This is a genomic window from Phyllobacterium sp. T2-21, from assembly GCF_055378485.1.
This window is the reverse complement of sequence record NZ_AP027912.1, coordinates 2,834,745-2,847,744: the sequence shown is the minus strand read 5'-3', so window position 1 is coordinate 2,847,744 and position 13,000 is coordinate 2,834,745. Positions and strand designations below refer to the sequence as shown.

12 protein-coding genes are annotated in these 13,000 nt (G+C 60.6%); 3 read left to right on the top strand and 9 right to left on the bottom strand.

All coding sequences use genetic code 11. The features are described 5' to 3' along the window. Nucleotides 1–69: 69 nt before the first annotated feature. Nucleotides 70–930 carry a LysR family transcriptional regulator gene (locus ACZ5FP_RS14330; RefSeq protein ID WP_464660917.1) on the top strand — a complete coding sequence of 287 codons (861 nt, stop codon included), beginning with the start codon at nt 70–72 and terminating at the stop codon, nt 928–930. Here ACZ5FP_RS14330 and ACZ5FP_RS14325 read toward each other — a convergent pair. From ACZ5FP_RS14325 to ACZ5FP_RS14310, 4 genes are all read right to left on the bottom strand, one after another. Next, complete coding sequence (locus tag ACZ5FP_RS14325; RefSeq protein ID WP_464660915.1) at nt 927–2,726, bottom strand: GGDEF domain-containing protein; 1,800 nt, start codon at nt 2,724–2,726, stop codon at nt 927–929. The genes ACZ5FP_RS14330 and ACZ5FP_RS14325 overlap by 4 nt on opposite strands. A gap of 147 nt (nt 2,727–2,873) precedes the next feature. Next, on the bottom strand, nt 2,874–4,667 hold the full coding sequence (locus ACZ5FP_RS14320; protein ID WP_464660913.1) for a chloride channel protein: 1,794 nt from the start codon (nt 4,665–4,667) through the stop codon (nt 2,874–2,876). 98 nt (nt 4,668–4,765) lie between these two features. After that, nucleotides 4,766–5,068 carry a hypothetical protein gene (locus ACZ5FP_RS14315; RefSeq protein ID WP_464660911.1) on the bottom strand — a complete coding sequence of 101 codons (303 nt, stop codon included), beginning with the start codon at nt 5,066–5,068 and terminating at the stop codon, nt 4,766–4,768. A gap of 223 nt (nt 5,069–5,291) precedes the next feature. Beyond that, the gene (locus ACZ5FP_RS14310) at nt 5,292–5,912 is read right to left on the bottom strand and encodes a hypothetical protein (RefSeq protein ID WP_346307819.1); all 621 of its coding nucleotides are present in this window, start codon (nt 5,910–5,912) and stop codon (nt 5,292–5,294) included. A gap of 293 nt (nt 5,913–6,205) precedes the next feature. Between ACZ5FP_RS14310 and ACZ5FP_RS14305 the strand changes: the two genes are divergently transcribed. Further along, nucleotides 6,206–7,123: a GntR family transcriptional regulator gene (locus ACZ5FP_RS14305; protein WP_464660909.1), complete on the top strand. Its 918-nt coding sequence runs from the start codon at nt 6,206–6,208 to the stop codon at nt 7,121–7,123. Here the strand turns inward: ACZ5FP_RS14305 and ACZ5FP_RS14300 are convergent. After that, the gene (locus ACZ5FP_RS14300) at nt 7,120–8,997 is read right to left on the bottom strand and encodes a TRAP transporter large permease (protein ID WP_464660907.1); all 1,878 of its coding nucleotides are present in this window, start codon (nt 8,995–8,997) and stop codon (nt 7,120–7,122) included. The two genes, ACZ5FP_RS14305 and ACZ5FP_RS14300, sit on opposite strands and share 4 nt — an antisense overlap. Nucleotides 8,998–9,005: 8 nt before the next feature. After that, entirely contained in the window at nt 9,006–10,019 is a 1,014-nt protein-coding gene (locus ACZ5FP_RS14295; RefSeq protein ID WP_464660905.1) for a TRAP transporter substrate-binding protein, read from the bottom strand. A gap of 329 nt (nt 10,020–10,348) precedes the next feature. Between ACZ5FP_RS14295 and ACZ5FP_RS14290 the strand changes: the two genes are divergently transcribed. Further along, nucleotides 10,349–11,023: a GntR family transcriptional regulator gene (locus ACZ5FP_RS14290; RefSeq protein ID WP_223613010.1), complete on the top strand. Its 675-nt coding sequence runs from the start codon at nt 10,349–10,351 to the stop codon at nt 11,021–11,023. A 3-nt stretch (nt 11,024–11,026) separates the two neighbouring features. On the opposite strand, the gene ACZ5FP_RS14285 is transcribed toward ACZ5FP_RS14290, so the two are convergent. From ACZ5FP_RS14285 to ACZ5FP_RS14275, 3 genes are read right to left on the bottom strand one after another with little or no spacing between them, the layout of a single operon-like run. Next, nucleotides 11,027–12,319, bottom strand: a complete 1,293-nt coding sequence (locus tag ACZ5FP_RS14285; RefSeq protein ID WP_464660903.1) for an MFS transporter — start codon at nt 12,317–12,319, stop codon at nt 11,027–11,029. Between the two features lie 41 nt (nt 12,320–12,360). Further along, nucleotides 12,361–12,486 (bottom strand): hypothetical protein, encoded by a 126-nt coding sequence (locus tag ACZ5FP_RS14280; RefSeq protein ID WP_464660901.1) that lies wholly within the window; start codon nt 12,484–12,486, stop codon nt 12,361–12,363. Further along, the gene (locus ACZ5FP_RS14275) at nt 12,483–12,887 is read right to left on the bottom strand and encodes a VOC family protein (protein WP_464660898.1); all 405 of its coding nucleotides are present in this window, start codon (nt 12,885–12,887) and stop codon (nt 12,483–12,485) included. Before ACZ5FP_RS14275 ends, ACZ5FP_RS14280 begins: the two co-directional genes overlap by 4 nt. Nucleotides 12,888–13,000: the final 113 nt, after the last annotated feature.

Sequence of the window (13,000 nt, the reverse complement as noted above, 5' to 3'; positions counted from 1 at the left end):
TTTGCGGCAGCATCCACTATCATGATATAGGATGCAAGGAATAACACTTATCATGATTCAGGATTTCAAATGCTTGACCTCATGCAATTGCGCAGTTTCGTCGCCCTGGAGCAGATGGGCAGCTTTTCCCTGGCGGCGAAAAAGCTGGGGCTGGGGCAGTCCACGGTCAGCCAGCACATCCAAAGGTTGGAGACGCAGCTTGGCCGCAGTCTGGTGCAGCGCGATACGCACCGTCTTGCCCTGACGCCGGATGGCGAGGCGCTGCTTGCCCATGCGCGGACCATGCTGACGATCAATGGCGAAGTGCAGGCGCTTTTCGCCGAGAACAGCTTGCGCGGCCATCTGCGCCTTGGCGTTTCGGAGGATTTTGTCACCAGCCGTCTGCCTGACGTGCTGGAGGATTTCGGCCGGGCGCACCCGTCCGTCGACCTGGAACTCACGGTATCCTTGAGCGGTGTCCTCTACGAGATGCTGGACCGGGGCGAGATCGACCTGGTGCTGGCCAAGCGCCGCCTTGGCGATCCGCGTGGCGAGCTGGTCTATCGCGAACCGCTGGTCTGGCTGGCGCGCGATCCGGCGCGTCTTGGCGGAAAGCAGAAGGCGCTGCCGCTGATCGCCTTTCCGCCGCCGAGCATCACCCGCCGCGTTGCGCTGGAAACCCTGGAAAAGCACCAGATTCCGTGGCGCATCGTCTGCACCTGCGGCAGCCTCAGCGGGCTGATTGCGGCAGCGAGAGCCGGCATGGGCGTTCTGGTGCAACCGCGCAGCATGGTTCCGGCAGGCTTGCAGGAGCTTCCCGCGGGCCGGTTGCCCACACTCGAGGACGTGGAATTCGTGCTGGTTCCGCGCAAGGGCGCCGACGGCGAACTGATCGCGGCGCTGTCGAAGGAAATCCTGTCGAATGTCCGCAATTTCCAGAACGCCGGCTAAACCTCGGTAAGGCTGCTGAACACCAGTCCCGACGGATTGGCCTTGGCGGATGCCTTGATCGCCGCGATGGATGCGCTGACCCGATTGACATCGGCATGCATGAGGCCTTCGGCGATCTCCAGCACGGCAATGCTGCAACGCATGAGCGGGAAGTGGCGCTCGCCGCCCGACCGGTCGTGGGCGCGGATGGCGCCGGCGGCGCGGTCTTCCGGCGTATAGAGATCGAGCACATTGGTCTGGAAATCGCTCAAGAGCGCGGTCAGCCGCTCCTCGATTTCCGCCCGGCTGCCGCCGCTCATGCCGATGAAGAAGTCGTCGCCGCCGACATGGCCGAGGAACTTGTCTTCCCCGACAAAATGATGGCGGAGCAGTGAGGCAAACAGGCCGATGGCCAGATCGCCCTTCTGGAAGCCGTAATGGTCGTTGAACGGCTTGAAATTGTCGAAGTCGCAATAGCAGAAGAAGCGGGTCACCGAACTGTCCCGCATGATGTCCTGCACGTAGTCGCGGATGGACCGGTTGCCCGGCAGGCCGGTCAGCGGGTTCTGGTCCTGTGCCGTCTTCAGCTGCTTTTCGTTGATGATTTTCAGCAGGGACGAGGCGGAGAGCACACCGGCATAGCGCAGGTTTTCGGTAAGGATCACGCAGTCGCTGCCGTCGATCCCGGCGAAAATCTTGAGCATCTGCTCGGCGGGCGTATCGAGATCGGCGATGGGGGTGCCGGTGACGAAGTGCGAGATGCCGCGCTGATAAATGCGGTTCTTCAGGAGATCGCGGCCGAAGGGATGATAGATCATCGCCTTGACGTGGTATTCGTGCAAAACGCCGCGTGGCTCGTCATTGGCGCTGAGCACCGGAAAAAAGCTCTGCTGCGGGTTTTTGCGGAACAGCTCGAAGACATTGTCGAGATCGTCGTTCTCGCGCACGGCGGGAAGGCGCTGCACCTGCGCCCGGATGAGAATGCTGTCGAGCGTCGTGGTTTGGCGGCGCCCGCTACCGGCCTGTTCCAGATGGGGATAGATATCCTGCAGCTCCCCGACATTGGTGGTGGGGCGCGCGATGTAATATCCCTGAACGAGATCGCAGCCGAGATCGCGGCAGACAATATATTCCGCTTCGGTCTCCACGCCTTCAGCGATGACGCGTGCACCCAGCATATGCCCCATCTGGACAATCTGCTTGACGATGTGGCGTTTGCGCGGGCTGGCATCGAGGCCAGAGATGAAGTGGCGGTCGATCTTCACATAGTCGGTCGGATAGTCGCAAAGCAGTTTCAGCCCGTTGAACCCGACGCCGAAATCATCGATGGCAAGCTTGAAGCCGCCATGGCGCAGCTTGTTGATCAGCGCGGTGAACGCCGCATCCTTGGTGTTGTCGAAGCGCTCGGACAGTTCGAAACAGATGGAGGAGGGGCGGATGCCGGCCTTGATCAGCTGCTGGGTCAGACGTTCGATGAAATTGGTGCCCAGGCTGATCAGCCGTGCATCGATGTTGATGAACAGCATGCGGTGAGTGAAGCCGGGCAGGCCGGAAAACCCGGCAAAGGCCCGGCCATTGATCATCTGTTCCAGTTCGGCCAGCTGGCCGACATCATGCGCCTTGTCGAGCAGTTCGGGCGGCGAGCCGAAACCCAGCCGGTCAAACCCGCGCATGAGCGATTCATAGCCGAAGGTCGCTCCCGTTGCCGCCTCGACGATGGGCTGGAAAGCGGTTTCGATGGCCAGCTTGGCGAGGGTCACGAGCTGATCGTCACCAAAACGGCGCAGGACCAGCATTTCGGCAGGTTGGAAGGACATGAGGTACTCCGGCATGGATGCAAATTGCCGCCGGATAATTTCCGCCTATCCTTGAATATTCCGTTTCTGCCAGATGACAGTTTTATGAAGTTTGCCGCAGGTATCGGGCCCGGGCGTGCCGGTGGTGGTTTCAGCGCGTTTCCGGCCTCACAGTTCACCCGAAATCTCCCGCCGCCGCTGGTCGAGTTCTTCGCTGTAGCGGCGCAGCGTATGGCTTTCCGTAAGAAGCCCGACGACGTTGCGTTCGATGAGGTTGTCGATGACGGCCAGCGCTTCGCTTTCCGTCTTGTCGAAGATGCCGACCGCCTGCTTGGCATTCATCTGCGGATGCAGATAATCGCTCTGGTATTTCATCAGGCTGCCGATCTCCTGGGTACTGGCCGATTCATCGACAATTTCCGAATGGGCTTCGGGTACGAGAACAATACCGGCATATTTGCCCGCATCGTCGAGAACCACGACGCGCTGGGTGGAGCCGAGGGGAAAATCGTGGCGGAAATCGGCGATGGTCATATGCGTCGATGCGGTGCGCACGTCCCGGCGCATCAGACGGTCGACGGTGAGATTGCGGATCCAGCCGACATCGTGTGCGCTGCGGATGCTTTCCCCGCGCAGATGAAAGCGCCACGTGGCGAAGGAATAGCCAAAGGTGTTGCGCACGGTCAGCGATGCGGTGATGACGGCGGCCAGAACCAGCGCGGTGATCGGAAAATCCCCGGTGATTTCCAGAGCCAGGAAGGTCATGGTCAATGGTCCGCCGATGACGGCGACCGCGAGGGAACTCATGCCGACCACGGCGTAGATCACCGGTGTCAGCGTGGCATGGGCGAAAATGAAGGGCGCGGAATAGGCGAATATCTTGCCGAGCAATGCCCCCATGAACAGCGACGCGAAAAACAGACCGCCGCGAAAGCCAGAACCGATGGACACTGCCGAGGCCGTCGATTTGAGCAGGAGGATGCCGAGCAGCGAGGCGATGGTTGCGGTATGATCGAGATTGAGATGCAGGGCGCCGTGGCCGCCGGACAGCACCTGCGGCGAAACCAGTGCGAGCGCACCCACCACAGCGCCGCCGATCGCCGGACGGATCGATGATGGAACCGAGCTCTTGCGGGCGAGTTCCTCGACAAAGGAGACGCCCTTCATCAGCAGGATGCCTGCACCGGCACAGAGGATGCCGAGCAGCAGGGCCGGCACATAATCGGCGGGAACGACAGTGCCGAAACTGCCGACGTCAATCATGAAATCGCTGCCGACAAGGGCGCGCGCGACAATGGTGGAGACAAGGGCGGACACGACAACCGGCGCGAGGCTGGTGATGGTGTAGGAGCCGATGATCAGCTCGAAGGCGTAGAACGATCCGGTCAACGGCGCGTTGAAGGCCGCCGAAATGGCGCCCGCTGCGCCGCATCCAACGAGAATGCGCAGTTCAGCCCGGCGCAGCTGCAGGGACAGGCCAAGTTTCGAGGCCAGGCCCGATGCCAGCTGGGTATAGCCGGCTTCCAATCCCACGGATGCGCCAAAACCATTGGAAATGACATTCTGCACCGCGACAATGATGCTGTCGTTGAGGGAAAGGCGGCCGCCATGCAAGGCGTTGGCTTCGATGGGATCGACCATGGGACGCTTGCGCCAGCGGGCCAGGATCAGCACCAGAATTCCGAGCAGAACGCCTCCGGCGAGCGGAGCGGAAAAAACGATCATCTGATCCAGCGCGCTCATGGAACTCAGGCGTTCGCCTTCTTCGATCTTGAAAATGAGCTGATGCATTTCCTGGGTGATCAGGCTCATGCCCGTGACCACGACGCCCGCAACCAGACCGATCAGCGCAGCGGCCAGAACAAGCCCGAGCTCGCTGCCGCGCGCAAAGGCCCGGAGCCGGCTGGGTGCCAGAAGAATGGAAAGGACACCGAGGCGGCGAATGTTGAATTTTCGGAGCATTTTAGACTGCAGGGACGAGGAAAGTTGCCCGTGCAGGTTTATACCCAAGGCGCTGCCACGTCAAAACAAGAGGCACGCCAAGCGACCGGATTTTGGCTTCAGCCGCGTGTGTAGCCGGGCCGGTACGGCGCGCTGGGCCCCGGCTTCGGCAGGGCAGCCTTGCGTGCCGCCGCCTCGGCCTGTTCGCGGCGCAGCTGATGGGCTCTTGCAGCATCGAGCGTCAGGCGCAGTTCAAAATTCCTGCGGACCGCACGGTCAAGCGAAAGTGCGGCAAGCCGCGTCACATCCGATACACCTGATGTATAGATCTGCAGGATGATGAGAGAGATTTCCTGCGCATAGACCTTTGAGCGCGGGCCAAGATCCAGCATGCGGAAAGCTTCAGCATAAGCCTTTCGCATGATTGCCAGGTCTTGCGGCGAGTAGACCGGTCCCGCTGAATCGCAAAAAATCATTTTTACCCCCGAAACGGCACGCAAAACATGCCGTCACAACCCAATCAGCCCGTCACCAAACTATTGGTAATAGGCGCGGAGAACAACTGGAAATTGCGCTGAGGCATGCAGCCCATTGCAACGACCGTTGATGGGCTGATGCGATGGCGTGAATTCGACGGCTGTGCCGTCAGTGCGGGCAGGTCTGCGGCTGTCCGTTCAAGCCCTGATGCTTGATTTCGAACGTCGATTTTGACGTTTCGCCGTTTCGGGTGATCGTGACGACATAGATGCTGTCAAAATCATCTTTCTGCCATTTCGGCACGGCTCCGGCGTCGCCATTGTTGGCTTCGAGAAGGTCGCTGACGATATTGTCGATTTTCTTGTGTTCCCAGGCGACCAGAATGCGGGCATTGCGCAATTTTTGCTTGCTCAGGGCCTTGGTAAGGTCCTTGCGCTCGGACACGCCGATGCTTGCGTTGACCGGCAGGCCGAACGAGATGGCCGTCGGCTCGATCGTGGCCAGAGGGCGGATGTAGTCATAGTTCTCGCCGCCGTCTTCCTTCTGATCGGAGGGGTTCGGTGCGAAAATATAATCGGGCTTGCCCAGTGTCCTGGCAATCACGGGGGGAAGGGCGAGGGCGCGATTCAGCCCCTGGCAGTTGAGCTGGCCCAGGCCTTTTTCCGGCTTTTCACCATGCCTGATAAAGGCGATCGTCTGGACGCTGTCGCTGCTCCAGGCGGGCGCCGTGCCGGCTGTCAAAGCCAGCATGGCAATTGCGGTGAGTGATCCGAATAAGCGTAGAGCCATGGTTGATTCCTTCCTTTGCCAATTCCTATTCCGGCTAACATGGAAGCGCTACAGGATTCTTCGAGCGGCAACCCGTCAGGGCATACAGGCTGGCACATGGGCCAACGCCATGATCCGGATGGATGATTGCCGTAGCGCCAGCCTGGAGATATCCCCATTGCGGTCCGCAATTGAACAAATGTGATGATTTGAAGCAGAAAAGTGCGTTTTTATTTTGGAAATGACCGCATAAGGATTGATAAAAGTTCTTTGTTGGGGAAAAGTACAATTAATATTACAAGGGGTATTGGAACTTGACCAAGCACACACCACTTCAGACACGGATTCGCGATCAATTGCAACGACGGTTCGGTGAGGACCTGCATGTCGGCGACCGGGTGAACGAGGCGGAAATTGCCGATGCCCTGGGGATTTCGCGCACGCCCGTGCGCAAGGTGCTCTGGCAGCTGCAGAATGAAGGTGTCGTCAGCTACGAGCAGCATCGCGGGTTTCGCCTCGCGGATGCAAGCGCCGACGTGTTTGATACGGATGCCGAGAAGAATGAGCTGCTGGATGAGAGGGTGATGCGCGACATGGCGCTCGGCCAGCTCGGCAGCGTGATCAGCGAGCGGGCGCTGATGCAGAAATATGCGGTCCCGCACGGCATTCTTATGTCGACCCTGCGCCGCCTGATGCGCGACCAGCTGGTCGAGCCTTCTGTCGGTCACGGATGGATTTTTGCCGACGTCAGTGCCACCGCCCTGGAGAGCGGATACAAGTTCCGCCAGATTCTTGAACCGGCCACCATTCTGGCCGATCCCTACTTTGTTGATGTCGAGGCCTTTCAGGCGATTGACCGCGACCATGCCAATACAATCGCCAATATCGAAAAGGTTGATCAGCGCCGGCTTTTCGATCTGGATGCCAAATTTCACCGGCTGATCGCGCTCGGCGCCAAGTCTGCGCATCTGGTTGACGCCATCGAGCGCCAGAACAATATCCGGCGGGTCAACGAATATATCGGATTTGTCCGGCTCGACCGCATCCGTGACTCCCTCGGTGAGCACCGCAACATCATCGCAGCCCTGCTGCGCGGCGAGAGGCAGGTGGCTGCGGCCCTGATGCGGCTGCATCTGCAAATTTCCAGGGATGAGACATTCAAGTACATCGAGGACGATCTGGAGCGGGTCCGGGCAGGCGCTCGAACGCTGGCATCCGGTGGTCCCGGCTAATGCACAAAGCCCATATGGCGCGGCAGCGACAATGTGATGTCCGGGATGAATGCGATCAGCAGGAGGCATATGAACAGGATCGCCAGATATTTGGCGATTGGCTTGACCGTCGCTTCCAAGGACACGCCGCCCACCGCACAACTCGTGTAGAGCCCGAGCCCCAATGGCGGCGCGAACAGGCCGAGCCCCATCGCGACGATGAGCACAATGCCATAGTGCAGGGGATGGATGCCAAAGCTCTGCGCCACCGGAATGAGCAGCGGGCCGAAGATGATCAGGGCCGGAGCGCCTTCCAGTGCCGCCCCCATGACGATGAGGATCAGGATGGAGGCGACGATGAACGCCCAGGAGCCTGCGCCGTGGCTGAGGTTGATCATGGCTTCCGCCAGCATGTGCGGCACCTGGTCGATGGTCAGCGAGAAGGCAACGGTCTGGGACGCAGCCACCACGAACAGGATCATACCGGCAAGTGTCGCGGAGCGGATGAACAGGTGCACCGTGCTGCGCCATGTCAGTTCCCGGAACACGAGGCGCCCGACCAGCAGCGCATAGGCCACGGCGAAGGCGCCGATTTCAGTCGCCGTTGCAAAGCCGGAGCGGTAGCCGCCGAAAATGATCACGATGACACCAAGGCTGACTGCACCGCTCCACAGCAGATTGTTGAGGCTGCGGCCCGATGTTTCCACCGGGGCGGGTGGCGCTTTTTTGGAGAAGATGATGACGCCAAGGATCAGGGCACCGGCCATCAGGATCGCCGGATAAATGCCTGCGGCAAACAGGCCGCCGATGGACAGGTTGGCCACATAGCCGAGAATGATCAGGTTGATGCAGGGCGGAATGGTTTCGGCCATGACAGCGCTGGCCGCCAGGAGGGCCACGCCTTCCGACGGATCATGGCCCGACCGGCGCATGGCCGGGATCATGACCGTACCGACGGCGGTCACATCCGCCAGCTTCGAGCCCGAAATGCCTGAAAACAACACCATGCTGAGAATGGTGACGATGTTGAGCCCGCCCTTGCGCTCGCCGACACCCCGGCGCAGCAACTCGATCAGCCGCACCGACATGCCGTTCACTTCCATGGCAAGGCCGGTCAGGACAAAGAACGGTACGGCAAGCAGCACGAAATTGTCGATGCCGCTGGATGCCTGCTGGGCAAACACCGCGAATGGAATGAAGCCATCGCCCAGAATGTAGAGCAGGGCGCCGACACACAGCGAAAAGGCGATGGGAATACCGCTGGACAGGCAAATGGCAAACCCGCCGAGCATGAGAACGAGCGGGCTGGGCGCATGATCAGGCAGAAGCGTTGTCCAGAGTGTCACCACACCTGCCAGAACAAGAAGCCCGGCCAGGCCCATTGCGATATCCGCCCTGGGATAGGCCAGCAGCCGTGCCGCGGTGAAAATGGCCATGCAGAAGCCGCCGACAATGAGCGGATACATGAAGAGGTTTTGCGGCAGGCCGGTGGAGGTGACCTGCGTGGAGGCAGACTCGCAATATTCAATGGCGAAAACCGCCACGGCGAGCGTCACGCCGAGTTCGATCCACAAGCCGGCCGCTTCCACGCGGGACGCATGCTGCGGTGCCAGCTTGTCCCGCAGGATACGGATACCGACATGATTGCCCTTGGCGACCGCTGCAGCGCCACCCAGGAAGGCGAGGGTGATAAGCAGCATGCGTGCGACTTCATCGGCCCACAGAATGGTGTCGTTGAAGACAAAGCGCCAGAGGACGGCGATGATGACCAGCGCGAGATCGGCGGCCAGGGCGATGGCAGCAAGAATTTCGACGATGCGCAGGAGAGCGCCGACAAACGGCGCCCCCCTGACAGCTGGTGCATGGGCGGTGGGCAAGGCGGCCTCGACTGACATGGGCGACCTCAGGCCTTGGTGATGGATTCAAGCACGGGCTTGGTGCTTGGGTAGGTCTTGGCGAACTCGTCCCAGAGCGGCATGACAAGTTGCTTGAAGGCGGCACGGTCGACCTCGTGCGTCGTCACGCCATTGCCGCGCAGTTTTGCCAGCGCGCTGGCTTCAATCTCGTTTGCCTTGCTGCGCTGGAAGGCGGAGGCTTCCGCCGCGGCCTCGCGGAAGGCGGGCAGGTGTTCCGCCGGTATTTTGGACAGGGCGCGCCTGCCGATGACGATGGTCTGCGGATTGCAGATATGCTGCGTGAGGGAAATGTGCTTGGCCACCTCGTAGCACTTCAGCGCCAGGACGGTCGGCGCATCGTGCTCCAGTCCGTCAATGACGCCCGTCTGCAGGGCGGTGTAGACTTCGCCCAGTGACATTGGCGTGGGTGAAGCCCCCATCGCCTTCAGCGTCGCGACGAAATTGGCGACCGGCAGGACGCGAATCTTCTGTCCCTTCAGCAGTTCGGGCGTGTTGGCGGGCTGGCGCGCCGTCACATTGCGCCCGCCAAGACTATAGGCCCAGCTGACCACCTCGACACCAATCTTGTCGGCAAAAATGCCGTTCAGCACCTTGCCCGCGCTGCCATCGAGCACTGGTCCGGCCGCGTCCATCGAATTGAAGAGATAGCCAAGATCGAGAACACCGATTTCCGGCGCAAGCGTGCCCCAGATGGAGGAGCCGGAGATCATCATGTCGACAATGCCGAGCTTCACCTGGCCGACAATGTCGGCTTCCTTGCCAAGCTGATTGTCGGGGAAATATTTGATCTCGACGGCATCGCCAATCTTGTTCTTCAGGCTGCTCTGGAAACGGTCATACCACAGCCAGTGCGCCGAGTTCGGATCGGCGGGCAGGGACGACGACATGCGCAGGCTCACCGGGGCGGCTTCGGCGCGTGTCGCGCGGCCAAGAATGGCAAATGTTCCGGCACCGGCAAGGCCAAAGCCGAATGCACGGCGTGTCAGGCGAAAATCATTCATAGTCTCTCCTCCACATCGGCCACTCCCCGTGGCCTTGATTGTTCCCGACGCCAGACATGATCGGCGTCACCCCATGCTGCCGTTCTTCCTCAGGACGGCTTCGGACACGATGGCGGACTCCTCAATCCGCCTGCCGTGTTGCAGGCTCTATGCAGGCTTTGCTTGGTTCAGGCGGATTCCTGTGCGAAACAGCATGGGTGCCATCTTTATCCGGCACCGGATTCTGGTTCACAAACAGGCCGTCGCTTGACCGCGGCTGGCACGGCATATACTAGTATGGTAGTATGATATGGTAATCGATGCAATGCAAGCGGATTGGAGGAGCAGGTTTGACGATTGATCTCAGCCGTGGTGGCTCAACGGCGCACCGGCTCGAAAAAGAGCTGCTCAGGGCCATTGTTTCGCTGGAGTTATATCCCGGCGTGCGCTTGTCGGAGCAGGAGATTGCCGAGCGCTACGGCGTGTCGCGCCAGCCCGTGCGCGAAGCCCTGATCGCGCTCAGCAAACAGCAGTTTGTCGAAGTGCTGCCGCAGCGGGGCACGATGGTGGTCAAGATTTCCATTGCCAAGATGCGCGAGGCACGGTTTCTGCGCGAGGTGATCGAAAGCGCCGTTGTGCGCCGCGCCTGTGAAGCGTTTGATCCGGCAAGCCGGGAAAAGATCGACGAGGCGCTTGAAGCGCAGGCCCGTGCGGCCGCCCGCACCGACCACAGTGCTTTCCAGAGATTTGACGAGCAGTTCCACATTGCGCTTGCGGAAGGCGCGGGCTGTCCGATGGCGTGGTCGGTCGTCGGCAACCTCAAGGCGCATATGGATCGGGCCTGTCAGCTTACCCTGCTGAATGCGGCAGCCATGCAGCTTCTCATCCAGCAGCATCAGGCGATCGTCACCGCTATCGATGCGGCTGATCCGGAAGCGGCGGAAGCGGCCATGCGCCACCACCTCACCGAAATATTGCGGGCTCTGCCGGAGGTGGAGAAAAACCACCCGGACCTGTTCGAATAAGGGTCAGCTTATCGCATCGTGCCGGCTCGACTTCAGCTCCCGGCCGAGAAACAGGACCATGACTGCTGCTGCCGCAAGGCAGCAGGCAAGCACGCCCATACCGATCTGGAAACTGCCGGTGCTCTGCTTGATCCAGCCGACGAGATAGGGGCCGACGAAACCGCCGAGATTGCCGACAGAATTGATCAGCGCGATGCCGCCGGCCGCCGCTGTTCCCTGCAGGAAGACCGGCGGCATGGCCCAGAAGGGTCCGAGGCTCGCATAGATGCCGACGGAGGCGATGCCGAGACAGAGCAGGGCCACCAGATTGGACTGGAGATAGACGCTGCCGATGAAGCCGATGGCGCTGACCGCCGCGGCAATGGCGACATGCCAGACCCGCTCGCCGGTTTTGTCGCTGTGCCTGCCCCAGAGCAGCATGGCGATGGCGCTGACGAGATAGGGGAGCGCGGTGATGAAGCCGACCTGCGTGTTGGTAAAACCCATTGCCTTGATCATTTGCGGCAGCCACAGGCCGATGCCGTAGAGCCCGATCACGATGCCAAAATAGACAAGGCCGAGGAGCAGCACCCGCCTGTCGACCAGGGCAGGCCAGAGCCTGTGCTGGGCGCGGCCGGAATGGGCGAGGTGATCCTTGTCCAGTCTCTCCTGGACGATGCGGCGTTCGGTCAGTGTCAGCCAGGGCGCCTGCGCCGGGCCATTGGGCAGCAGGCGCAGCACCGCAAGGCCGAGCAGGCATGACGGGATGCCCTCGATGATGAACAGCCACTGCCAGCCTTTGAGCCCCCAGGCGTGCTCGATCCCGATGATCAGGCTGGAAAGCGGTGCGCCGACGGCGCTGGCCAGCGGCACCGCCGCCATGAACAGGCCGATGAATTTCGCCCGCTGCGCCGCCGGAAACCAGTAGGTGAGGTAAAGGATCATGCCGGGAAGAAAGCCCGCCTCGGCAAGGCCGAGCAGAAAGCGCAGGATGAAGAAACTCCATGGCCCCTGTACAAAGGCCATCGCGGCGGAGACAAGTCCCCAGGTGATCATGATGCGGGCGATCCACAGCCGCGCCCCGACCTTTTCGAGAATGACGTTGCTGGGCACTTCAAACAGGAAATAGCCGAGAAAGAAGATGCCCGCACCCCATCCATAGACATAGGGCGTCAGACCGACATCGTCGTTCATGGTGAGGGCAGCAAAGCTGATATTCACCCGGTCGAGAAATGCGACGAGATAGAGCACCATCATGAAAGGAATGATGCGCAGGCTTATTTTACGGTACGGATCTACCGTTTCGTTCAGTGACATGCGTGCCTCCCAACCCACTGTCGTGATCTGCCGCTTCTTTGTCAGGCCAGATCGATCGTCTTGTTCTTGAATTCCTGCAGAATCATCTCATTGATATCAGAAATGATCGCGATCCGGCCATTGTTAGGATCACCGATCCAGAACTGCGCCAGAAACGTGATGCTCATGCGGGCAGCGCTGGCGCATCGTGGTGGCAAACACAGATTTTGTTGCCGTCCGGATCGCGGAAATAGGCGCCGTAATAATGCGCGTGGTAATGCGGCCGAAGGCCGGGCGGGCCCTCGCAACGGCCGCCGCTGGCCAGAGCCAGGGCATGGATGCTGTCGACACTTGCCCGGTCCGGCGCCAGGAACGCAATCATCTGGCCGTTGCCGGATTGGGCGGGTTCCCCGTCAAAAGGTGTTCCGATGAGAAAGAGCGGGCGCCCGCCATTCCGTGGCTGCCAGCCCGCCCACGGTTTCTGCGGGTCGGAAAAGCGCAACCGATTGCCCAATATCTCCATGATCGGGGTGTAGAAGGCCACCGCGCGCGCGAAATCATTGGTGCCGGCGTAAACATGCGAAAACATGGATGTCCCCCTTGGTCGCTCTGCGCTCCGGTTGTGGGGCTGCACAGCACCCTCAGATTCGGATTTGCGCCGGAAATTAGCACGGCGGGCGTTGCGGGCAAGTGCTGCAATTG

Bases quoted from the DNA above. Each gene is read 5' to 3' on its own strand.
- ACZ5FP_RS14300 (WP_464660907.1), bottom strand. From the start codon at position 8,997: ATGTCAGTCGAGGCCGCCTTGCCCACCGCCCATGCACCAGCTGTCAGG.
- ACZ5FP_RS14330 (WP_464660917.1), top strand. From the start codon at position 70: ATGCTTGACCTCATGCAATTGCGCAGTTTCGTCGCCCTGGAGCAGATG.
- ACZ5FP_RS14285 (WP_464660903.1), bottom strand. From the start codon at position 12,319: ATGTCACTGAACGAAACGGTAGATCCGTACCGTAAAATAAGCCTGCGC.
- ACZ5FP_RS14280 (WP_464660901.1), bottom strand. From the start codon at position 12,486: ATGAGCATCACGTTTCTGGCGCAGTTCTGGATCGGTGATCCTAACAAT.
- ACZ5FP_RS14325 (WP_464660915.1), bottom strand. From the start codon at position 2,726: ATGTCCTTCCAACCTGCCGAAATGCTGGTCCTGCGCCGTTTTGGTGAC.
- ACZ5FP_RS14315 (WP_464660911.1), bottom strand. From the start codon at position 5,068: ATGCGAAAGGCTTATGCTGAAGCTTTCCGCATGCTGGATCTTGGCCCG.
- ACZ5FP_RS14310 (WP_346307819.1), bottom strand. From the start codon at position 5,912: ATGGCTCTACGCTTATTCGGATCACTCACCGCAATTGCCATGCTGGCT.
- ACZ5FP_RS14275 (WP_464660898.1), bottom strand. From the start codon at position 12,887: ATGTTTTCGCATGTTTACGCCGGCACCAATGATTTCGCGCGCGCGGTG.
- ACZ5FP_RS14320 (WP_464660913.1), bottom strand. From the start codon at position 4,667: ATGCTCCGAAAATTCAACATTCGCCGCCTCGGTGTCCTTTCCATTCTT.
- ACZ5FP_RS14295 (WP_464660905.1), bottom strand. From the start codon at position 10,019: ATGAATGATTTTCGCCTGACACGCCGTGCATTCGGCTTTGGCCTTGCC.